The sequence below is a fragment of the Shewanella sedimentimangrovi genome, from assembly GCF_017354965.1.
GTDB classification, from domain to species: Bacteria; Pseudomonadota; Gammaproteobacteria; order Enterobacterales; family Shewanellaceae; genus Shewanella; species Shewanella cyperi.
Window position 1 is genome coordinate 1584507 of record NZ_CP071502.1, and the last position, 22869, is coordinate 1607375.

Here is a 22869-nt window from a genome sequence, read left to right on the forward strand (position 1 = left end):
AGGCCAATCCCCAACCGCCTGTAGCTGGGCTAAGTAGAATATTGCTCATTGGTTCCTATTATGGGCCTTGAAAGGCCATTCAGTCGTAGAATACCGCCATTGACTGCTGCTACTTCAATATAGCCATAAAGACTGATAAGTAGTCACTTGCATGGTTTCATGCTCTTACAAAATAAACACTTATAACGCTTCTTTTATCTTTGCAGTTGCGGCGAATAGCTTATGTCATCGAGTGTCCTAAATGCGCGCCTCGCTAAACCAAAGATTCATTCAAATAAGAGAAACTGTTTTTATATTAGCCTTAACAAAAAGCACAGTTGTTTATACTGCATCCTTTTGTATCAAGTTGTCCGTAGCCGTGATTTATTGGTGTGTAAAATGTTGATTAAGTGTTTCACATGTGGTTACATACTCGCGTTGGTGTGTTCTGCTTGTAACAAAAAGTGGTTGAATGGTGAGCAATTTGTGGCCATAGGACTCTTTTTGAAATTGAACCGCCCGAATAAAAAAAATGAATTTCAAGGGAGAAATGCAATGCAAAACAACAGCTTGCTGGCTAAGTCTGTGCGCTTAGCTCTGATTGCGGGTACGGCTGCAACAGCTTTCAGCATCCCAGCGGTATTTGCTGCTGAGGAAGGCGCAGATAAAGTTGAGCGTATTGAAGTTACTGGTTCTCGTCTTAAGCGTACCGATTTAGAAACAGCGACCCCAATCACCACTGTTAGTGCTGAGCAAATTGCCAGCCTGGGTGTGCAGGATATGGGTGAGTTTCTTCAGTCCACTTCTGTAATGTCTGGCTCACCAATTGCCACTACCACCAACAACGGCGGTAACGGTGATGCATATGTTGAGCTGCGTGGTCTGGGTTCTTCTCGCACTCTGGTTCTGGTTAACGGTCGTCGTCCAGTATCAAGCGATATGCAGGGTATTCCTGCCTCTATGATTGAGCGCGTTGAAATTCTGAAAGACGGTGCTTCAGCAACATACGGTGCTGACGCAGTTGCTGGTGTGGTAAACATCATCACCAAGCGTGATTACGACGGTGTTGAATTCAACGCCCAAACCAAGCAAAACTTTGATGTTGATGCCGGTACTCAAACCAGCTTCAGCATTTTGGCTGGTAAGAAGTTTGATAACGGTCACTTCGTAGTCAACGTTGACTATGTTAAGCAAGATGAAGCTTATCAAGGCGACGTAAAAGACGTTGACTTCCTGCAGTATCCTTGGAACGTATACGATCCAGAAAGCTTCGCTCAAAATGGTTTGATTCCTCCAGGTATGGAAGGCGAAAACTCTTTTGAAGCCGGTAGTGGTAGTATTCCTTGTGGTAACTTCTACCTGTTCAGCACTTCAGGTTCTTGGACCAACGGTTCTTGCCGTGACGCAGGCGATGTAGGTAGCGGTCTGGCTACTCTCGACGACATGAGAAAGTTCAGTGGCGCCACTGATACTTACAACTACAACCCTGTAAACTACCTGCAGACCCCTTACGAGAAGTTGAACTTCTACGTAGACGGCAGCTTTGAGCTGAACGATTCTGTGACCATTTCTTCCGAGACCCGCATCAATAAGCGTACCTCTCGTCAGGAACTGGCTGCTGTGCCATACGACACTCAGTATGATCCAGCTTACACAGTATACGATCCTGTATCCGGTAGAGAATATCAGGGTATCTCCAAGGACAACTTCTATAACCCATTCGGTGAAGACGTGAAGCGTTCTCGTCGCCGTATGCTGGAAGGCGGTCGTTCTTTCGAACAGGATATCCTGCGCGCACAGCAAGTAATTGCAGCTGAGATTGCGCTGAACGATACCTGGACTCTGGATCTTGACTACAACTACGGTGTGGATCTGACTCAGAGCACTGACTTTGGTCAGCTGTATGGTCCAAACCTGGCCAAGGCTCTTGGTCCATCCTTCATGGATGAAAATGGCAATGTAGTGTGTGGTACTGCTGAGTCCCCGATTGGAGACTGTGTATCGCTGAACCTGTTCGGTGGTGCAGGTACTATCACTCAGGAGATGCTGGATTATATCACTGCTCCTCTGGTTGATTCTTACAACTACAAACTTGAAACTTTCACAGCCTTCTTGGGTGGTGAGCTGTTTGAAATGCCAGCAGGTTCCGTCAGCGGTGGTTTCGGTTATGAATACCGCGCTGAGAAACTGGAGTCTCAGGTTGACTCTGGTAAGTTCATGGAGCAGGTTTCTGGTAACAAGTCCAAGGGTACCAATGGTTCCTTCTATGTGAACTCTCTGTTTGCTGAATTCCGCATACCTCTGCTGGAAGGTCTGCCAGGCGTAGAGCGTTTGGAAATGCCAGTGGGCATTCGTTACGACAACTTCAACACCTTTGGTAGTGCTACAACCTATCAAACCGGTTTGGAATGGTCTGTATTTGATGGTCTGTTGGTTCGTGGTACTTATGGTACTGTGTTCCGTGCACCTACTATTGGTAACCTGTACTCACCAGGTGGTGATTCGTTCCCACAAGGTACTGATCCTTGCCGTATCGGTAACTGGGCTAACTTGTCAGCCGATGCACAGTCCCGCTGTATGGCGGACGGTGTGCCAGCCGGTGGTCTGAATAACAATGACCAGCAGCAGATTGCCAAGGTCGGTGGTAACCCTGATCTGCAACCTGAAGAAGGTGATACCATGACAGTGGGTATTGCTTATTCTCCAGACTTTATCGAAGGCCTGGGTATCACTCTGGATTACTGGGCTGTGGATATCGATAACGTGATCACCACTATCGATCCAATCGATTCTCTGGAAGCTTGCTATGTGGGTGGCCTGACCGAACTGTGTGCTAATGTGAATCGTAAGGGTGATGGTGTAATTGATTTCATCGAAGCCCGTAACACCAACCTGGCTCGTATGACTGCCAAGGGTGTGGACTTTGAAGCTTCCTATGCTGTAGAAACTGGTATTGGTGACTTCAACTTCAACTTCGTATGGACTCACTTCCTGGAGCGTGGCGAGAACTCATTCGAAACCACTGACATGCCAGATGGTTCTGTTGAATACTCTTATGAGTTTGGTGACGTTGAAGGTACATTCCTGAACGATACTTCTTATGCTGAAGACAAGTGGAACTTCACTGCTGTGTATAAGATGGACGACCTGACTGTTACCTATCGTACCAACTACATTTCCGGTATGACTTACCAGGATCTGACTTACTTCGGCAAGTCAGACATTCTGGATGAAGTCGGCTACCTGCCAACTTACAAAGTACCAAGTGTAATGTACCATGACCTGACGGCCAGCTATGTGTTCCCAACCAACACAACTGTTACAGCTGGTGTGACCAACCTGTTCGATGAGAAGCCTCCTTACATCGAAACAGCCTTCAACGGTAACACTGATGAAAGTACTTACCGTCTGTTCGGTCGTAGCTGGTTCTTGAACGTCAACCAGAAGTTCTAATCAGTAAATACTTAGCGAATAAACCAGCACCTTAGGGTGCTGGTTTTTTTTTGCCATATGAAATTGCCCCTTCCGGGGGCTGTGCCGTTACTTTGTGGCTTGTCCATTTACAGTCCTGGTTCATAAGCATTGCTTCCGATCAAATCCAGTATAAATTCAGGAAAGCTGCTTCTGACAAATAAAATTAATAAGAGAAAAAGGAACATCAGAAGAGATGTATGATACTCGAAAAGAAGACAGGGGAAGGAGAGTGACAGCATATAGCTGTCCGGGATTTGTGGTCAGTGTTTAAGCTCTCTTAAAAGGCCATGCCAAATCCATCTGTGCTATCAGTGTTTTTTTACCACTAGAACAAGAAGAACATTCATCGGAATAATTTTATTAACTTACAAATGTTTAACAACTGTGAGTGGGATAGCTTATCCGCTTTGGCTGCTCCTTTAATCTTACCGGCTTTCTTGCTTATTTATGCGTTTTTTTGGGTATGGGGAATGTTGACACAGGTCAACATTTTGTGAAATGATGCGAGCGGGTCTATGCCCTGCGGGGCATAGGAAAGGGAAGAAAAAACTAACAATCACAAGAGAAAGAAATGCTTATTGGTAACAAAGCTGCGATTGGTAACACAATCTGTTGCGGAAACTGTTGCTTATAAGTTAAACCTTTTTAATTCACTTCAAATTGGTTGGGAACTATGTCCAAGGTAAGCAATAGAACAAAAATCGCTGCTGCACTGGTTGGCGTGTTGGCTCTGGCCGGCAGCAACTTGGTGGCGGCAGATCCTCTTGCTGACGTGCAAAAGGCTGACGGTCAGATCCATGCTGATGCAGCTGCATCTCAGAAGAAAGTCGACAAGTTTTTTGATCAGGCACAGGACATGCTGTTTGAATATGGCACTGTGGCTGATGAGCGCGAGTCGCTGAAAGCCTATAACGACTATGTTGCAACTCTGGTTGCCGATCAGGAAGCCTCTATGAAGGCTATCCAGGACGACATCAATGGTGTTGATAAACTGCGTCAGGGCGTAGTGCCTTTGATGTTTAAAATGGTTGAAGCCCTGGAGCAATTTGTTGCCCTGGATCTGCCATTCAACACTCAAGTGCGTAAAGAGCGCGTTGAAAACCTGAAAAACCTGCTGAGCACTGCTGAAGTTACCTTGGCAGAAAAATACCGTTTGATCCTGGATGCCTACAGCATCGAGCGTGAATACGGTAACTTTGTTGCTGTGAATACCGGTAAGTTGGATCTGAACGGTAAAGAAGTACTGGTTGATTTCTTCAACCTGGGTCGTGTAGCCCTGTATGCCCAAAGCTTGGATCAAAAGACCGGCTGGATGTACAACCCTGAAACCAAAGGCTGGGACACCATGGATGAATCTCATCTGCGTGAACTGACCAAAGGTATTCGTATCGCCCGTAAGCAGGGTGCTCTTGACCTCTTTGCATTACCAATTCCAGCTGCGGAGACTGCAAAATAATGAAGAAGTTAATTACTACTGCCGTGGTTGCAGCCAGCCTGTCTCTGACTGCCGGTATGGTGAACGCGGCCGATGCGCCTAAAACGATTGATCAGCTGCTGCAACAGGTCAAAACTGACCGTGCCGCAGAAGGTAAGGTTAATTCCAAGCGTGAGGCTGAATTCCAAGCCGAACGTGGCGATAAAGCGGCTCTGCTGCAACGTGAAAAAAATGCTCTGGCTGCCGAAAAGCAGCGTGGTAAGGATCTGAACCAGGCATTCCTGGACAACGAGCGTAAAATCGCTCAGTTGGAAGAAGATCTGAAAACCGCACAGGGTGACCTGGGTGAAATGTTTGGTGTAGTTAAAGGTGAAGCCGGTGATTTCGCTGGTAAGCTGGTTGGCTCAAACATCAGTGCTCAGTATCCAAAGCGTGACGCCTTTATCGCAGATCTGGGCTCTCGCAAGCAGTTGCCAAAAATTGAAGAGCTGGAAAAATTCTGGCAAGAGCAGCTGTTTGAAATGGTTGAGTCCGGTAAGGTGGTTAAGTTCGACGGCGCTGTGACCGACATCGACGGTAACGTGCGTAACACTACCATTCACCGTATTGGTAACTTTAACCTCACTGCCGATGGCAAGTATGTTGTGTATAACGCTGAACTGGGTCTGATCCAGGAGTTGTCACAGCAGCCAGAAGGTTACCAGGTTGCACCTATTGCCAATTGGGAAGCTGCTTCCAGTGGTGCCGAGAAGGTCTATATTGACCCTGCTCGCGGTACTCTGCTGAACATCTTCACTCAGAAAGCAAGCTTTGAAGACCGTCTGGAAGCTGGTGGTCCGATTGGTTACATCATTATCGCTTTGCTGGGTCTGGGTCTTCTGATTGGTCTTGAGCGTCTGCTGACTCTGACTCTGATCGGTTCTAAAGTGAATGCACAGCGTAAGAACATTGCCAACCCAGGTAATAACGCTTTGGGTCGCATCCTGAAGGTTTACCAAGAGAACAAAGACGTTGACGTCGAAACTCTGGAACTCAAACTGGACGAAGCGATTCTGAAGGAAACTCCAGCTCTGGAAACCCGCATCTCCATCATTAAAGTTCTGGCCGCTATTGCGCCTATGATGGGTCTGCTCGGTACAGTAACCGGTATGATTGCTACCTTCCAAAGCATCCAGCTGTTCGGTACCGGTGATCCGAAACTGATGGCCGGTGGTATTTCCATGGCTCTGGTAACGACTGTACAAGGTCTGGTTGCCGCTCTGCCGCTGATGCTGGTTCACGCCATCGTTGTGGCTCGTAGCAAGTCAATCGTACAAACTCTGGAAGAACAAAGCGCCGGTATCATTGCTGAACACGCTGAGAAGAGGGCTGACTAATGATGCTATTCCTGATGGACGTATGGGATTCCGTCAGGGGCTTCATGGCCACCGGAGGCGATGTACTCTGGCTTGTTGCGGGTGTACTTTTCCTGATGTGGGTTCTGATGTTGGAGCGCTACTGGTATCTGAATTGGATATCACCTAAGCAGCACCAGGACATCATTGCCGCATGGGATGCCAGGGAGGAAACCACTTCCTGGTATGCACACCGCATCCGTGAAGCTTGGGTATCCCAAGCGAAGCAAGATATGAATGCACGTATGCTGATCATCAAGACTCTGGTGGCTATATGCCCCATGATAGGTCTGCTCGGTACAGTGACCGGTATGATTTCAGTGTTCGATGTGATGGCAGTTCAGGGGACGAGTAATGCTCGTTTGATGGCGGCTGGTATCTCAATGGCAACCATGCCAACTATGGCTGGTATGGTTGCGGCACTCTCAGGGGTATTTTTCAGTACCCGCTTGGATGCCAAGATGAGAATCAGTTTAGAAAAGCTAAAAGACAGCATGCCGCACCACTAGAGAGAGATTGAACATGGCTCGTAAAAAGCATTCCAATGTAGATGAGGAAGCACAGATCGATATGACCCCGATGCTGGACATCGTGTTCATCATGCTGATCTTCTTCATCGTAACTACATCCTTCGTGAAGCCATCTGGTCTGGATTACAACAAACCACCAGCGGCCCAAGCGACCAAGAAGCCTTCGGCAAACATCTTTATTGGCGTCAGCAAGACCGGCGTCATCATGATGGAAAACCGTCAGGTGGACGTTGAGCGCGTGACAGCAAACGTAGAGCGTATGTTGGCCGAAGCCCCAGAAGCATCAGTGCTTATCCAGGCGGACAAAGAGGCCCAACACGGTCTGGTTGTCAAAGTGCTGGATCAAGTCAAAGCTGCTGGTATCGATAAGATAGCTGTATCTGCGGGGAACGACTGATATGTTGAGAGCACTAGTATCTATCATTATTGGTGCTACTGTAACTTTCGGCTTATTTTGGTTTATGGCATTCCTGGTAGGTGGCGGCGCACAGCGCGCCGACACCTCAACCGAGTCACCGGTGATTGAAATCACCATGGACCGTCAGGACTCCAAAGCTCAGAACAAGCCGAGGGTAGTACCTAAGCCGCCGCCACCACCGGAGCAACCACCTAAGCCGGATACAACACCGCCGGACACGTCGTCTAACATAGACACCTCAATGTCCTTCAATATGGGCGGCATTGCAGCAGGTGGTCCCAGCACAGGATTTAAGCTGGGTAACATGATGACCCGTGACGGTGATGCGACTCCTATCGTGCGTATCGAACCTCAGTACCCTATTGCTGCGGCTCGTGACGGTAAGGAAGGCTGGGTGCAGTTGCGCTTTACGATCAACGAACTTGGTGGCGTAGATGATGTGGAAGTTATCCAGGCAGAACCCAAGCGTCTGTTTGATAAAGAAGCTATTCGCGCCCTCAAAAAGTGGAAATACAAGCCGAAGATTGTTGATGGTAAGCCCATGAAGCAACCCGGTATGACGGTTCAGTTGGACTTTAAACTGGATAAAGGAGGTAAGTAATGCGTCAAGTGAATAAGCTTGCCAGCGCTTTATTGCTGTCCTTTTCAGCCGGTTTGGCATTTTCGCCAGTTGCCAACGCAGCTGACAAGTGTCCAATGGAACTGCGCCAGTCCAAAGCTGTGGGCGAAAGCGCTGCCAAGAAAGTACAGAAGTCCTTTCAGTCCTACACCGACGGTAAGTTGGATGAAGCGATAGCCATCTTGCTGGAAGCCAACCCCAAGAATGATTTCGACAAAGCTTACGTCGATCGCATGCTGGGTAACTTCTATGCCGAGAAAGGCCAGATGGGAACCGCGATCAAATACCTCAAGAGCGCCGTTGATGCGGATATTCTTGGTGGTACTGACCATGCGGGCACCATGAAGCTTTACGCAGACTTGCTGTTGCAGGAAAAGAAATTCAAAGAAGCCATTGGTTATTATTACAAATGGATGGATTTCTCCTGTAAGAAAGATGACTCAACAGTGTACCGTCGTATTGGCGTTGCTTATACCGAACTGAAAGAGTGGGATAAGGTTCTGTCTGTCGCTGACCAAGGTCTTGCCCATGCCACTTCACCTGATAAAGGTCTTTATCAGATGAAGCTGACTGCTTACTTCAACAAGAAGCAGTACAAGGATGCCGTTAAGGTATTGGAAATCATGGTGCCTTTGTTCCAGGAGGACAAAACGCTGTGGGTTCAATTGGCACAGTTTTATCTGTTGACCGAAGACTATCCCAAGTCGCTCGCGACCTATGATTTGTCTTACCGCAATGGCTTCCTGGAAACAGCAGGCAACGTAACCCGCTATACCCAGTTGTTGGCTCAAAACGGCTCACCCTATCGCGCAGCCAAGGTGTTTGAAAAGCACCTCAAAGAAGGACTCGTTGAGTCCAACGAGAAAAACTTGAGTATTCTGGCGGGTTTTTACCATAACGCCAAGGAACTGAAGGAAGCTGCCGGGTACTATGGTAAAGCCGCCGCTGTAAACAATGATGGTAAGCTTTATCTGAAACAGGGGCGTTTGTTGGCTCTGGACCAGAAATACAGCGAAGCTATTCCTGTTCTGCAGAAGTCTGTCGAAGCCGGTTTGGATAATCCCGGTGAGGCGCACTTTGAACTGGCTCTGGCTCATCTGAGTCTGAAACAGTACAAGTCAGCCTACAAGGAAGCCAAGTTGGCTGCCAATGACAAGAAGACCGAGCGCAGCGCCAAGAGCTACATTGCTTATATTGAAGAAAAGGCAAGGATCCACAAGATCACGTTGTAATTCATCAGATAAGCGAAGCTTATAAAAAGAAGCCACCCTAGGGTGGCTTCTTTTTTACTGTAGCCTTTCCAATACAATGTGTTGATGAGGATCAGACTCGATTTTCTTACACAGTGCCTCGGTGCTGTTGAATAAGGTTTCAATTTTGTTGTCTTTACTCGGGTGGCAAATACAAGCAATCAGTTTGTAGTTGTGCATCAGGCTTTTATCTTTGCCATATTTGGACTTGAACTCAGTAATTTGCTCTTCAATGCGCTTAGCTACTATGGCTGTGCCCTCTGCATCTATATTGAACAGCCCCAAGGCAAAGTGTTCCTTATCCAATCTGGCGATTAAATCTGTTGCCCGTTTCAGGGTATTTTGAATTTCATTGGTAAAGAGTTCCAACAGATGGGGTTGGTCGCTGGTTTCATGTATATTGGGGCACAGATAGAGCAGGGCTAAACTCTGGTTTTCCCTTAAGTGTCTATGCCATTCCCTGTGAAAGACTTCCATGAAATAGGTTTGGTTATAGACGCCGGTTTCTGGATCCCTGAATCCGGAGTTGCGAAATGAATAGATCATGGTGCGACTCCAAAAACGTATCTAATTCCAGTATAGAAAACTCCAGCGACAGCAGAGATAAACGGAGACATATAATATGAAAAAGGCATTGCTGGCTTTCAGCATCGGCATCGTACTTACAGGGTGTGGTGATAATTCAGTCACCTCAAAGGCTAACTCTGATAGCACACAGACACAGGTGCAGGTTGAGGTCTCTGCGGCTTCCCAATATCAGGCTTTGGTTGACAGTTTTTTTAAAGACTATTTAAAACTCGAGCCACTGGATGCCACTTTCATCGGGGTTAACGATTACAACAGTGTTTTTGGCAATAATCTGACCGAAGAATACTTGAAAGCCCGCCACGACTTTAACAGCGGCTATTTGCAGCAGGCCAGGAAGATAGACAGAAGCCAATTACCTGCAGATCTGCAACTTAGCTACGATCTCTTTATCTACGATCGTAACACCGCGCTGACAGCAGAAACCTTCCCCAGCCGCTTCCTGCCCATGAACCAGTTCTACAGTACAGTGATCACCATGGTGCAATTGGGCAGCGGTGAGAGCGCGCAGCCGTTTGCCACGGTTCAGGACTATCTCAACTGGGGATCAAGGGTTGATGGCTTTATCGAATGGTTGGCTTTGGCCGAGCAGAGAATGCAGGAAGGCATGGCCAGCAAGGTCGTATTGCCAAGAGTGTTGGTCGAGCGAATGCTCCCCCAATTCAAGGCGCAACAGGTTGAAAAGGTCGAAGACAGTGTCTTCTACGCTCCCATAGTTAAGCTTCCTGAAGACTTCAGTGAAGAGGATAAGGCGAAGCTGACCGCACAATATCAAAGCATGATTAAGGATAAGCTGCTGCCGGCGCTGGCGAAAATGGAGCTGTTCCTCAGCCAGAGCTACCTGCCGGCAGCCCGGTCAACAGATGGTTGGTGGGGGCTGCCAAATGGCAAGCAGTGGTACCAACATTTGGCCAATATGCATACCACGACTGACAAGTCGGTTGATGAAATACATCAAACCGGTCTTAATGAAGTTGCACGTATTTTGTCGGAAATGGACAAGGTGCGCCAGCAAGTCGGATTTGAGGGCGACCTCAAGGCTTTCTTTGCCAGCCTTTCCTCTGAGCCTCAATACTTTTTCGAAGAGCGTCAGGGGCTTATCGACGGCTATATGCAACTCAAAGACAAGATTAATGCTGTGTTGCCCAGTTACTTTAATGTCAAACCCAAGGCCGATTACGTCGTCAAGCCGGTGGAAAGTTTCCGTGAACAATCAGCCGCGGGCGCATCCTATGAAGCTCCTGCCGTCGATGGCAGTCGTCCCGGGGTATTTTATATCAATACCTTCAATCTCAAGGCTCAACCCAAATGGGGCTTGACCACGCTGTCGTTGCATGAGGCCGCTCCCGGACATCATTTCCAGATTGCCATCAAGCAGGAACTGACTGGAGTGCCTGAGTTCCAGCGTTTCAGTGGTTATACCGCCTTTGAAGAGGGCTGGGCCCTGTACGCCGAGTATCTGGGGATTGAGATGGGGCTGTTTACCGACCCTTACCAGTACTTTGGCAAACTGTCAGACGAAATGCTCAGGGCCATGCGCCTGGTGGTGGATACCGGCTTGCACGCCAAAGGCTGGAGCCGCGAACAGGCCATCCAGTACATGAAGGATAATTCGCCTATGGCCGAGTCTGATATTGTGGCCGAAGTGGAGCGTTATATGGCCATTCCAGGCCAGGCACTGTCCTACAAGGTGGGGCAATTGAAGATATTGGAACTCAGGGCCCATGCAGAAAAGGAATTGGGCGCGAAGTTTGACCTCAAGGCGTTCCACGATCAAATCCTGACCTCAGGTTCCTTGCCCATGGCGGTCATGGAACAAAAGATAGAACGTTGGATTGCTTCTCTGAGCTGATTGTCCTTGAAAGCTTGTTCACGGGCCATCACTGTCCCTATACTGGCTTGGTGCAGTTTAGGGACAGTCGTTGGGCGCCCACAGATATCTAGTAACTTTAAGGAGCTTTACCATGGTTCAAGCCACTGCCAGACACTTGTTGGTCGATACCGAGGAGCAGTGCCAGGCACTGAAACAACAAATCCTCGAGGGGGCTGATTTTGCCGAATTGGCCAAACGCCATTCCTCCTGTCCATCCGGGGCTCAAGGGGGCGATTTGGGTTCCTTCGGACCGGGCATGATGGTGCGTGAGTTCGATGAAGTGGTGTTCAGTGCCCCACTGAATCAGGTTCAGGGGCCGGTCAAAACCCAATTTGGTTACCACTTGCTGGAAGTGACCAGCAGAGGGTAAAGTGAAAACGGCAGCTAAGCTGCCGTTTTTCATGGGAGAAGACAAAGTGGAAGTTGAACTCTATACCGACAGGCTGAGGTTGCGTAATCTCAGGGAAACAGATAAGCCCGACTTTATCCGATTGCATCTCGATGAGTCGGTGAACCGCTTGGTGCGCGACATCGAACCCCTGGCCGTGATTGAGGAAAAATTCAATCAAAGGCACTTACCCTGGTATTACGAGTCGGGACTTTGGCTGACCTTGGTGATAGAGACCCTGGATGGTCGGTTTGTCGGTTACACGGGGTTCCATTGCGAAGACGGCGTATCAAAGCGCGCCGAAGTGGGCTATTTATTGGCGCCGGAAGCCCAGGGCCAGGGTTTTGCCACCGAGGCAACCCAGGCCGTGATTGACTGGGGCCGCCATGTGTATGGGATACACAAATTTATCGCCTGGTGTGCTGCAGATAACCTGGGTTCCAGAAGAGTGTTGGAAAAGTGTGGTTTTCAGCAGGAAGGGCTACTGAAGCAACATACGCTTATCGGTGGTCAATGGCATGATGACTGCATTTACGGCCTGTTGGCCTGACACTAATTCCTGCCGCCGGTTATGAACTGCTGGTATAATGCCACCCAATTTCTGCAACCTATGGAGTCCTCGCGTGAGCGAATCAATCCAAACCTTGTCCCTGCATGCCGGGGATGACTATATTGAACTGTATAAGGTATTGAAAGCACAGGGTATGTGCAGTGATGGTGGCCTGGCAAAGCACGTGATAGCCGAGGGCTTGGTCAGCGTCAATGGTGAGGTGGAAACCCGCAAACGTAAAAAACTGCTGCCCGGTGATGTGGTCAGCTTCCAGGGACAAACAGTGCAAATCGTTGCAGCGTAAGAGGAAAGTCATAATGCAATTTCCGGATGATGATAACGGTCAAATGTTGGCAGCCATGCAAGAGGCCGGCATAGATTTAAGCCAGCCCCTTGATGTGGATTTTTTTCTGGTATTTGACGATCAGCGTGATGCCGAATCGGCATTGGAAGATTTGAGCCAGTCTGAGGCACAGGGTGAGCTGGAGCTGAATTTCAGCGATGAGCTGGAAAAGTGGGAACTGATAGTCACCATCAATATGGTGCCTGAATACGATGCCCTGGTCGCCAAGGAAACCGAACTCAACACATTTGCCGCTGAATATGATGGTATGACCGACGGTTGGGGTGTGATGCAGCATCAGGAAGGTGATGACGAATTCATGGATGATGAGGATGACGACCACGAATGTGGCGACCATTGCCATCACTGAGTTGTCTTGAACCTGGCCACCTTTCGGGGTGGCTTTTTCTTGCCATGACAGCAGTGACAGTGACCACTGACTTCTGCATCATCGGCTTACAGGTCGGTGTGCCGACCATCCCCGGAGTTTGATACGTACCCATGGATGTTCAACTGACCCTGGAAATGGCCGCTTTACTGGTGGCGGCGGCAACCCTGGCCGGTTTTATCGATGCCATCGCCGGCGGTGGCGGTCTGCTGACCATACCGGCGTTGATGTGGGCCGGATTGCCGCCAACAGCGGCGCTGGCGACCAATAAACTGCAGGCCTGTGGTGGCAGCTTTTTCGCCAGTCTGTATTTTGTCCGTAAGGGTATGGTGGATCTCGCTGCACTTAAAATGTCCATTTTGGCAGCCTTTGTCGGTTCTGCATGTGGCACCATAGCAGTGCAACTAATAGATGCCGGCATTCTGGCGCGGGTGTTGCCGTTTCTTATGCTGGCCATAGGTGCTTACTTTCTGTTTTCCAAAAAGATCTCAGAAGAGGACCGCCATCAATTGCTGACCCCGGGGCTGTTTGCCTTGACCGCGGCACTTGGGGTAGGGTTCTACGATGGCTTCTTTGGCCCCGGCACCGGCAGCTTCTTTGCATTGGCATTTGTGTCCCTGGCGGGGTTTGGCCTGGCCAAGGCCACCGCTCACGCCAAGGTGCTCAACTTTGCCACCAACATTGCCTCGCTGTTGTTCTTTGCTCTCGGCGGCAAGGTGGTGTGGATGCTGGGATTGATGATGCTCGGTGGTCAGGCCCTGGGCGCCTCTCTGGGTTCCCGACTGGTTGTCACCAAGGGTACCCTCATTATCAAGCCATTGGTGGTGTGTATGTCCGTTGCCATGAGTATCAAGTTGTTGGCCAGCCAATACCAGTGGAGTTTCTGAGCCGGTGCAACCTGTTTTTTTTGCCCTTAAGATCGATAGCCGCAGTTTCACCCGATAGGGACATCCAGATGAAATTTATCCATACCTCAGATTGGCATATTGGCCGGCAACTGCATAATGAATCGCTGCTTGATGAGCAAGCATTGATGCTGCAGCAGATTGCCTCACTGGCCGCTGAGCACGGGGTGGATGCCCTGGTGGTGGCAGGTGACATCTACGACAGGGCTATTCCGCCTGCCAATGCCGTGGCCCTGCTCAATCGCTTCCTCGACACCCTGCTGCTGGAGCTCAAGATCCCCGTCATCATGATCGCCGGAAACCATGACAGCCACGAGCGTCTTGGCTTTGGCGCCAGGCAGATGAGTGGTAGCGGACTGCACATTTGTGGACCGCTGGAGCGTCATATCAAGCCCGTCAGAATAGAAAGTGATTCCGGCGCCGCCCTGTTTTATCCCATTCCTTATGCAGAACCCGCCATGGTGCGCCAGTTGTTTGAGGTTGAGGTCAGCAGCCATCAGGACGTCATGGCCCTGCTGCTCGATGAGGTGCTGGGCCAAAACGGCGACGGACTGCCCAAGGTTGTGGTGGCACACTGTTTTCTCGATGGCGGCAGCGGCTCAGACTCAGAGCGACCGCTCAGCATAGGCGGTGCCGATCGTATCGACCCAATGCTGTTCAGTGCTTTTGATTACGCCGCTCTGGGACATTTGCACGGGCCCCAATTTAAGGGCTCCCCCCATGTGCGCTATTCGGGCTCACCGCTCAAATACTCCTTCAGCGAGCAGCACCAGAACAAGTCTGTAACCCTGGTGGAATTGCAAGCGGGGCAACCTGCCGTCATCGAGCTGCTGCCGCTGACTCCCAGGCGCGATGTGCGCATTATTGAAGGTTATTTGCAACAGTTGCTGGAACAGGCACCAACCGATCCCGGCCGTGAAGACTATCTCATGGTGCGCCTGCTTGATACCCAGGCGCTGCTTGATCCCATGGGCAAACTCAGAAGCCATTATCCCAATGTGCTGCACCTTGAACGCACCGGACTGATGGCCAGGCAGGCCAGTGGTGACGTGGAGCGGGATAGGGTGCAAAAGGGCGAATTGGACATGTTCAGCGACTTTTTCAGCCAGGTCCAGGGCGAGCCCATGAGTGATGCGCAGCGGCAGCTGATGACCGAACTTATTGAAGCGCTGCACCGGGAGGAAAGTCGATGAGACCACTGACACTGGAACTGTGCGCCTTTGGCCCCTTTGCTGACCGGCAAACCATCGACTTCAGCGTCCTCGGCAGTAACCCGCTGTTTCTGATCAACGGGCTCACCGGGGCTGGGAAAACCAGCATCCTGGATGCTATCTGTTATGCACTCTACGGCAAGACCACGGGAAACGAACGTGAAGCCAGCCAGATGCGTTGCGATACCGCCGATGATGGTCTTCTGACCGAGGTCAGCTTTGAGTTTGAACTGGGCGACAGACGTTATTTGGTGCGCCGGATCCCGGAGCAGTTGCGGGCTAAAAGTCGCGGCGATGGCAGCACGGTGCAAAAGGCCGAGGCAGAACTATGCCGTATCCATACTGACGGACGCCGAGAGGTGCTGGTGGCCAGCAAGGTCAGCGATGCCACCAGTTTGATTGAGGAACTGACCGGGCTGGATGTGGACCAGTTCCGCCAGGTTATGGTCTTGCCCCAGGGTAAGTTTCGTGAGTTGTTGCTGGCCGACTCCAAGGAGCGGGAAAAGATTTTCAGCCAACTGTTTCAGACCCATGTGTATCGCCGTATTGAAGAGCGTCTGAAGCAGCAGGCGTTGGACATCAAGGGGCAAAAGCGGGATCTGGATTCGCGCCGCACCGGCATACTGCAAACCGTGGGCCTTGAAAGTCAGAACGAACTGGATGCGGCCATTGCCGCCCTGACGCCCGAGCTGGCACAGGCAAAGCTGGTGCGGGACAACACGGCGGCGGCCATGGCCGAGGCGACCAGGTCATTCGACCAGGCTCAGGCCTTGGCTCAGGAATTTGCCCAGCTTAGCCTTTTGGGGCAGCAACTGACCATCATAGAAGCTGGCCGCGAGCAGCTAACGGCCAAAGAAACGCAACTGACCCTGGCACGCCAGGCCGAAAAATTGATGCCGCTCAAGCGTCAGTTGCTGCAGCGGCAGCAGGAAAATCAGGAAGCCGCGCAGCAACAGCAAAGTGCGCTTGAAGCAAGGGGGCTTGCCGAGCAAGCACTGGTGCGCGCGAACGATGCGGCCTCCAGGATGCCCGAGTTGGATGCACAAAAACAAACACTGCTGGCGGAACAGCAGCAGTTGCAGGATTGGCAGCCGAGAATGGCCGCCCTTGAGGATATAGAGGGGCAGTTGGCGCAGGCCGGTAGCCAACTGGAGTCGGCCCGCGGGCAGCAACAACAGGGGCTGCAAGAGCTGGCCCGCTTGGAAGCATCCCGACAAGCCATGCTCGAGTCCGTGAGCCCATTGGAGGCCAAGGCGAGTTTACGGGTGGAATTGACCGAACAGTTGGCGCGCCAGGAAGTGATACTGGAGCGGGTTCGGCAATTGGACGCTCTGGCGGGCCAGCAACAGACGCTCCATCGGCAACTCGGTGATCTCGAAAAACAGGGCTTGGAAGCCAAGGCCGCCAAAGAACAGACCGAAAACCAGCGCAAAACCCTTGAGCTTGCCTGGCATACAGGTCAGGCCGCCATGTTGGCAAATGAACTCAAGCAAGGCAGTCCATGCCCGGTTTGTGGCAGCTGTAGCCACCCAAGCCCCGCGCAAACCGAGGTGCAACTGCCATCGCAGCAAGAGTTGGAGTCGGCCAGGCTGTTGGAGCAACAGGCTCTGCAGCAGTACCAGGAAACCCGCAGCAACTATAGCCACACCAAGTCCCGCTTAAAGGAGCTGGAACAGCAATTCAGGCAGTTGAGTGAACAGCTGGGGGAAGCCGCGACCCAAGCCCCGGCTGCCCATGAACAGCATTTGCAGTCGCTCAGACTAGCCCTTGCCGATGCCAGCTCAGCCAGTGAATCACTGCATAAACTCAGGGGCGATATAGCAAAGGCCGAGCAAGCCTGGCATACCCAGCGGCAGACAACCGAGCAGCTCGCCCGGCAGGTGGAAGAGGCCAATCAGCGACTCATCCAACTTACTGAAAACAGGAAGGCAACCCTGGCGGCCATGCCCAAGGCACTTGCCGAACTGGAGCATCCCCGAGCCCTCAGTGCCCGGTTGGAGGCAATCAATACTTTGCTGACCTCCATAGCCACTGAACAGGAAAGCTTGGTATCGGCGCATCAAGAGGCTTCCAATGAATTGGCGCGGGCAAAAGGTGCGGTTCAGGATACGGCTCAGCAATATCAACGTGTCACAAGCCGGCTGGCAGAGGCCGATGCTGAGTTTTCCCGGGCGCTGCAATCCTCCGGTTTTGCCGATACAGCTGCCCTTGAGGACGCATGGCGCAGTGAGACACAGCAACAGTCTCTTGAGCAGGAAATTCAGGACTGGCACAGGCAAAGGCACAGTCTCAGGGAACAGTTGGCGGCCCAGCAACGTAAATTGCAGGAGCGGCAAGCACCGGAACTGGATGCCCTGACGGCCCAAAAGTCGGCTGCCGACGCTCGCTTTCAGCAATCCGATGAGCAATGGATGCGGCTCAATGGGCGCATGCAGGAGCTCGGCAATGCCGCCAGACAATTGCAGCAGGAAGCGGATAGCGCCAGGGCGCTGGACGCGCAATATGCTCTGGTGGGAACTCTGGCCGATGTGGCCAACGGCAACAGCCAGAGCAAACTCAGTCTGCAACGCTTTGTCCTGAGCGTGCTGCTTGATGATGTGTTGCGAGAGGCCAGCCAGCGCCTGCAACTGATGAGTAAGGGCCGGTACCGTTTGCTGCGCAAGGAAGATAGGGCCAAGGGTAACAAGGCGTCGGGACTGGAGCTGGAGGTGGAAGACGCCTACAGCGGCAAGGTGAGGGCTGTGGCAACCCTCAGTGGCGGCGAAAGTTTTATGGCGGCGTTGTCACTGGCGCTGGGCTTGTCCGATGTGGTCCAGGCCTACGCCGGGGGGATAAAACTCGACACCCTGTTTATCGACGAAGGTTTCGGCAGTCTGGATCAGGAGTCGCTGGAGATGGCTATTCGGACCCTGATGGATCTGCAGGCCAGCGGCCGCATGATTGGCGTCATTTCCCACGTCTCGGAAATGAAGGAGCAGTTGCAGACCCGTATTGATGTGCTCAAGGCCGCCGCCGGCAGTGAAATTCGCCTGCATCTGCCCTAGGTCAGGTTATAAATTACAGTTGTGTTGCTGTAAAAATTTGGTATAACAGTTTTTTGGAACTGTGCTACGCGCAGCTTTATTCACTGGAATTTATTCGCCGCCAAGCCGAACCAAACGGGGATATTCAGGGTTGCAGACAGAATTTGCTATAAAGAACAATTTGCTGCTTGAACGTCTTGTTGCCTTGCCGCCGCTGCACAAGCGTTTGATGTTGGCTCTGGGCCTGGTCATGGGCGTCGCCATGCTGTCCCCGGTCGGCCCGACCCAGGTCAGTGGCCGTATTCCCGTGCATTTGGATATAGAATCCCTGGTTCCGGACATCTCCAGTGCGCCCCTGCCGGCCCAGACCGTGGAGCACACGCCGGCCTTTGTCCGTACCATAGTCTCGGGTGACACCCTCAGCGGTCTGTTTTCCAAGGCTGGAATCGATCAGCAAACCATGTACAAGGTGTTGGAGGCCGATCTTAACATTCTGGCGCTCGATACCCTGATGCCGGGCAACCGCATCAGTTTTTGGACCGACGAACAGGGCAAACTGCAAAAGCTGCAACTCTGGTTTAACGCCGCCCGTCAGGTGGTATTCAATCGTTACGAAGACGGCAGCTTCAGTGTCGATGAAGTAGAGATTGAAGGCGACTGGCAACAGCGCATTATCAGCGGTGAAATCCACGGCTCTTTTTATGTATCGGCCCAGCGTATGGGACTGGATGCAGCGCAAATCCAGAAAGTGGAAACCCTGCTGAAGGAGAAGCTCAATTTTGCCCGGGACCTGCGTGCCGGTGATAGCTTTTCTGTGCTGCTCAGCGATCAGTTTGTGGAAGGCGAGTCCACAGGTAACAGCCAAATCCTGGGGATCAGCATCGACAGCGGTCGCAGTCATATCACAGCCTTCCAGCATTCCGATGGCAACTTCTACGACCAGCAGGGCCAGAGCCTGGCCAGGGCCTTCCAGCGCATTCCGCTGGCGAAACAGTACAAATTAAGTTCGCGTTATAACCCAAGACGCAAGCATCCGGTCACAGGGCATGTGTCACCCCATAACGGTACCGATTTTGCGACGCCCATAGGCACCAAGGTGGTGGCACCGGGTGATGGTGTGGTCGTGATGGTGACAGATCACCAGTTTGCCGGAAAATACATAGTCATAGAGCATGGTAACAAGTACCGCACCCGTTACCTGCATCTGTCAAAGGCGCTGGTGCACAAGGGGCAGCGCGTCAGCCGCGGCCAGGTAATAGCACTGTCCGGCAATACCGGTCGTTCAACCGGGCCACACCTGCATTATGAATTCCACGTCAACGGTAAACCGGTTGACCCCATGAAAGCCAATATTCCCATGGCCAGCCAACTGAGCGCCAAAGAGTTGGCCCAGTTCAGCTCTTTGGTGCGGGAACGGCAGGCCCTGATGCGTTTGGGATAAGAGTTTCGGCCATTTTTTCGCCATAAAAAAAGCAGCCTGTTGGCTGCTTTTTTTATGCAAAGATCCGGGTTCAGCTGGCCTTGTTGCGCCTGGCGTACTTGAGAGCACACTGGCACAGACCTCCACGGCGGGCCGCGCAGCCTGAGCAGGGTGAGGCTTTGAAAGGCTTAAGGGCAAAGCTGCGGGCACTGGTTGCGGGGGTAAGACACAGGATTGTCGGCGCCGGATCATTGGCCGCAATTGAAATGCGACTGGCTTGCTTCAGATACTTGCGGGCGGCCTTTTTGCTGTCGCAGCCCTGGGTCAGCAGCTCTGCCATCCAGGTCTGCTTCAGCTCCTTCACCTTATGCTTGCGGGCTTTGCCAATCAGGGTAGTCGCCTTGTTGCGCACGGCCTTTCTGGCATGCTTTTTACAAAGCTTTCTGATGCTTTTGCTGAGTTTGGCCATGGAGAACAACCCGGCTGCTTGGATTGGGTTGAATTCTAAATGAAAACCATTATCAGTCAAGTTTTGTTGCTGAATACGCGGAACTGGTCACAGGATTAAAAAGGTGATTGGTTGGCGTCGATGGCGGTCAGCAGCAGCCTGAGATCGAATTCCAATTGATGATAGTCCGGCTCCATGTGGCAGCAGAGCTGGTAAAAGGCCTTATTGTGTTCCTTTTCCCTGAGGTGCGCCAGTTCGTGTACCACCACCATACGCAACAAGGGCTCCGGTGCCTGCTTGAGGCGCCCGGCAATACGGATCTCATGTTTGGCCTTGAGCTTTTGCCCTTGAACCCGGGACACGAAACTGTGCAGGCCCAGGGCCTGATGTTTGAGGGTGAGCTTATCGTCGAAGCAGATCCGGGCTATGGGGGGTGACTTTTTCATAAAGCGGCTTTTCAGCGCCTGGGTGTAATCGTACAGTGCCTTATCGCTGCGGATCTCGTGTTCGGCACTGTAGCGACGGCCCAATACCTGACCCAGTTTATTATCCGCCAGCAAGTCTGATACTTGCCGGCGAATACTGTCGCTGTAATGGGCCAGATAGGGCAGGGATTGCATCGGCTCAGAGCTTGCCGTAGATGCGACCGTTAATGTAGGCGTAGGCGGCCTCGAACGCCGGCAGTTGGAAGCGTTTCAGCTCCAGCGCATCGTAATCCACCTGGGGCGGGTTGCGCTTGAGTTGTTCCTTGATGCTGACGGGTGACAACAGGGTCACGGGTAATCCAGCCAGCTGAATGGCGGCCTCAAGCTTAAAGCTGGTGGCACTGCCTGCCAACTTGCCTTTTTGCTCGCGACTGATGATGACCAGGTGTTCCACCTTGTAATCTTCCATCAGCTTTTTGAAGGCAAAATGGAACTCACTGATGGCCTCCTGGGTTTCGGATGCCGAGACAGTGAAGGACTGTTTGCGGCACTCCGGTACATTGAAGGTATCACCTTCATTACTCAGCAGACTGATAATGGCTTCGCTGCCCTTGAGTTCAACGCCACATACTTTCATGTTACACCTATTAATAAATTGATTTTAAACTGGAATTCTGTTGGCATCAGGCTGCCGGTGTTTTGCGTTTGACCATGGGCGCATCACCCACATCCACGCCGGAAATAAAGCGTTTGTCCCGCTTGGGCGCGGTTTTTGGCGCGTTGGTCTTGGCCGGACGTTTGCTTTTGGGTTTGGCCGTTGCTGCCGGCTTGCTGCGGGAAGGCTTTTTCGGCGCCAATCCCTTGAACTTGGGCTCCAGTCCCTCAAGGGTGCTGAAATCAAATTCACGGCGCAGCAGTTTTTGTACCGCCAGGAAATTGTCCCAGTCCTTGGGACCCACCAGGGAAATCGCATCGCCCTGGTTACCGGCACGACCGGTGCGGCCGATGCGATGCACATATTCTTCGGCAAACTTGGGCATGTCGAAGTTAATCACCAGGGACACATTGAGCAGATCCAGACCGCGGGAAGCCAGATCTGTGGTCACCAGCACCTGCTGCTGACCCCGGCTGAACTGATCCATGATCTGGTTGCGCTGGTTTTGGCGCAACTCACCGGACAGGGCCGCAGCCTTGATGTCCTTGGACTGCAGCAGCTGTGACAGACGCTCGGTATCACTGCGGGTGGCGGTAAAGATGATGGCCTGCTTATGGGGATGGCTTTCGAGCAGCTTAAGCAGCAGGGCTTCCTTGTGGTCCAGGTGATCGGCAAGGAAAATCTGCTCACTGATATCCTTGTGACCGCTGTGGACCGCATCTATGGCCAGATGCTCGGGATTGTTGAGCAATTCGGCCGCCAGCGCATGGATCTCGTTGTGATCCAGGGTGGCGGAAAACATCAGGGTTTGACGCCGTCTGTGGTCAGCGGCGGCATGGATGGCCCTGAGCTGGGGCGCAAAGCCAAGATCCAGCATACGGTCGGCTTCGTCCAGGATCAGCAGCTCCAGACCATTGAGAAACAGATGGCGCTGGGCCAGATGATCGGCAATGCGTCCGGGGGTGGCGACTATAAAATGCGGTTCCTTTGCCAGTGCCTTGGCCTGATCGTTGAAGTTTTCCCCTCCCAGAATGCTGGCAGCCCGGTACTGGGTATTGGCCACCAAGAGCCTGAGTTGGGCATAAACCTGATTGGCCAGCTCCCGGGTCGGCAGCAAGATCAACACCCGCGGATCTTTCTTGCTCAGTGCCCGGGTCGCTATCACCCTTTGCAACGCCGGCAGCAAAAATGCCAGGGTTTTCCCCGAACCCGTCTTGGATGAGGCCATCAAGTCTTTGCCGGCGAGGGCGATGGGCAAGGCCCCGGCCTGGACGGCTGTGGGGGTTTCTATCCCCATGTGTTTCAGGCTCTGCAGCAGACGCTTGTCGAGGGAAAAATCACTAAATTGCAAAGGAAGGGCTCCGTTGGCGTGCGCTTTTGGCACGGGTAAAAATTTCAGCCGGACATTATACCCTCAAGTTGGCGCCCCGGCCACGAACTTTATGAGCCCCGGCGGACAAAAGTCTGCCGGCGAACACCGGCTTTGCCTGCGCTAATTGCTTGCTGTCGTGGCCGTTTTCATGCGCCCGCCAAGCTGTTAACCTTGATGGCATTCA

Annotated in this window: 21 protein-coding genes; 16 read left to right on the forward strand and 5 right to left on the reverse strand. The window is 51.9% G+C overall.

Features of this window, described 5'->3' with window-relative positions:
- Nucleotides 1-534 precede the first annotated feature (534 nt).
- From JYB85_RS06700 to JYB85_RS06730, 7 genes are all read left to right on the forward strand, one after another.
- On the forward strand, nt 535-3432 hold the full coding sequence (locus JYB85_RS06700; RefSeq protein ID WP_207381568.1) for a TonB-dependent receptor domain-containing protein: 2898 nt from the start codon (nt 535-537) through the stop codon (nt 3430-3432).
- A 694-nt stretch (nt 3433-4126) separates the two neighbouring features.
- A complete protein-coding gene (locus JYB85_RS06705) occupies nt 4127-4909 on the forward strand; it encodes a DUF3450 domain-containing protein (RefSeq protein WP_207381569.1) in 783 nt (260 codons plus the stop codon).
- Nucleotides 4909-6264, forward strand: coding sequence for a MotA/TolQ/ExbB proton channel family protein (locus tag JYB85_RS06710; RefSeq protein ID WP_207381570.1), 1356 nt, complete (start codon nt 4909-4911; stop codon nt 6262-6264). The genes JYB85_RS06705 and JYB85_RS06710 overlap by 1 nt, the downstream gene beginning before the upstream one ends.
- Nucleotides 6264-6791, forward strand: a complete 528-nt coding sequence (locus tag JYB85_RS06715; protein WP_207381571.1) for a MotA/TolQ/ExbB proton channel family protein — start codon at nt 6264-6266, stop codon at nt 6789-6791. Before JYB85_RS06710 ends, JYB85_RS06715 begins: the two co-directional genes overlap by 1 nt.
- 13 nt (nt 6792-6804) lie before the next feature.
- Nucleotides 6805-7209, forward strand: a complete 405-nt coding sequence (locus JYB85_RS06720; RefSeq protein WP_207381572.1) for an ExbD/TolR family protein — start codon at nt 6805-6807, stop codon at nt 7207-7209.
- 1 nt (nt 7210) lies between these two features.
- Nucleotides 7211-7831, forward strand: a complete 621-nt coding sequence (locus tag JYB85_RS06725; protein ID WP_207381573.1) for an energy transducer TonB — start codon at nt 7211-7213, stop codon at nt 7829-7831.
- Nucleotides 7831-9081, forward strand: a complete 1251-nt coding sequence (locus tag JYB85_RS06730; RefSeq protein ID WP_207381574.1) for a tetratricopeptide repeat protein — start codon at nt 7831-7833, stop codon at nt 9079-9081. Before JYB85_RS06725 ends, JYB85_RS06730 begins: the two co-directional genes overlap by 1 nt.
- Before the next feature lie 54 nt (nt 9082-9135).
- Here the strand turns inward: JYB85_RS06730 and JYB85_RS06735 are convergent, their stop codons facing one another.
- Complete coding sequence (locus JYB85_RS06735) at nt 9136-9645, reverse strand: diguanylate cyclase domain-containing protein (protein ID WP_207381575.1); 510 nt, start codon at nt 9643-9645, stop codon at nt 9136-9138.
- Between the two features lie 76 nt (nt 9646-9721).
- Between JYB85_RS06735 and JYB85_RS06740 the strand changes: the two genes are divergently transcribed.
- The 9 genes from JYB85_RS06740 (at nt 9722) to JYB85_RS06780 (ending at nt 19806) form a co-directional block, all read left to right on the forward strand.
- Nucleotides 9722-11536 carry a DUF885 domain-containing protein gene (locus JYB85_RS06740; RefSeq protein ID WP_207381576.1) on the forward strand — a complete coding sequence of 605 codons (1815 nt, stop codon included), beginning with the start codon at nt 9722-9724 and terminating at the stop codon, nt 11534-11536.
- Between the two features lie 112 nt (nt 11537-11648).
- The gene (locus tag JYB85_RS06745) at nt 11649-11927 is read left to right on the forward strand and encodes a peptidylprolyl isomerase (RefSeq protein ID WP_207322603.1); all 279 of its coding nucleotides are present in this window, start codon (nt 11649-11651) and stop codon (nt 11925-11927) included.
- A 31-nt stretch (nt 11928-11958) separates the two neighbouring features.
- The gene (locus JYB85_RS06750) at nt 11959-12495 is read left to right on the forward strand and encodes a GNAT family N-acetyltransferase (RefSeq protein WP_207381577.1); all 537 of its coding nucleotides are present in this window, start codon (nt 11959-11961) and stop codon (nt 12493-12495) included.
- Nucleotides 12496-12568: 73 nt separating this feature from the next.
- Nucleotides 12569-12799 carry an RNA-binding S4 domain-containing protein gene (locus JYB85_RS06755; RefSeq protein WP_228289709.1) on the forward strand — a complete coding sequence of 77 codons (231 nt, stop codon included), beginning with the start codon at nt 12569-12571 and terminating at the stop codon, nt 12797-12799.
- Between the two features lie 13 nt (nt 12800-12812).
- Nucleotides 12813-13208 carry a ribonuclease E inhibitor RraB gene (locus tag JYB85_RS06760; RefSeq protein WP_207381578.1) on the forward strand — a complete coding sequence of 132 codons (396 nt, stop codon included), beginning with the start codon at nt 12813-12815 and terminating at the stop codon, nt 13206-13208.
- A 131-nt stretch (nt 13209-13339) separates the two neighbouring features.
- The gene (locus JYB85_RS06765) at nt 13340-14113 is read left to right on the forward strand and encodes a TSUP family transporter (RefSeq protein WP_207381579.1); all 774 of its coding nucleotides are present in this window, start codon (nt 13340-13342) and stop codon (nt 14111-14113) included.
- 68 nt (nt 14114-14181) lie between these two features.
- Nucleotides 14182-15324, forward strand: a complete 1143-nt coding sequence (locus JYB85_RS06770) for an exonuclease SbcCD subunit D (protein WP_207381580.1) — start codon at nt 14182-14184, stop codon at nt 15322-15324.
- Nucleotides 15321-18386 (forward strand): AAA family ATPase, encoded by a 3066-nt coding sequence (locus JYB85_RS06775; RefSeq protein ID WP_207381581.1) that lies wholly within the window; start codon nt 15321-15323, stop codon nt 18384-18386. Before JYB85_RS06770 ends, JYB85_RS06775 begins: the two co-directional genes overlap by 4 nt.
- A 130-nt stretch (nt 18387-18516) precedes the next feature.
- Entirely contained in the window at nt 18517-19806 is a 1290-nt protein-coding gene (locus JYB85_RS06780; RefSeq protein ID WP_407695878.1) for a peptidoglycan DD-metalloendopeptidase family protein, read from the forward strand.
- 70 nt (nt 19807-19876) lie between these two features.
- On the opposite strand, the gene JYB85_RS06785 is transcribed toward JYB85_RS06780, so the two are convergent.
- From JYB85_RS06785 to JYB85_RS06800, 4 genes are all read right to left on the reverse strand, one after another.
- Nucleotides 19877-20254: a hypothetical protein gene (locus JYB85_RS06785; RefSeq protein ID WP_207381582.1), complete on the reverse strand. Its 378-nt coding sequence runs from the start codon at nt 20252-20254 to the stop codon at nt 19877-19879.
- 95 nt (nt 20255-20349) lie between these two features.
- Nucleotides 20350-20853 carry a M48 metallopeptidase family protein gene (locus tag JYB85_RS06790; RefSeq protein WP_207322611.1) on the reverse strand — a complete coding sequence of 168 codons (504 nt, stop codon included), beginning with the start codon at nt 20851-20853 and terminating at the stop codon, nt 20350-20352.
- 4 nt (nt 20854-20857) lie between these two features.
- The gene (locus JYB85_RS06795) at nt 20858-21295 is read right to left on the reverse strand and encodes a DUF3010 family protein (RefSeq protein ID WP_207381583.1); all 438 of its coding nucleotides are present in this window, start codon (nt 21293-21295) and stop codon (nt 20858-20860) included.
- 46 nt (nt 21296-21341) lie between these two features.
- The gene (locus tag JYB85_RS06800; protein WP_207322613.1) at nt 21342-22664 is read right to left on the reverse strand and encodes a DEAD/DEAH box helicase; all 1323 of its coding nucleotides are present in this window, start codon (nt 22662-22664) and stop codon (nt 21342-21344) included.
- Nucleotides 22665-22869 lie beyond the last annotated feature (205 nt).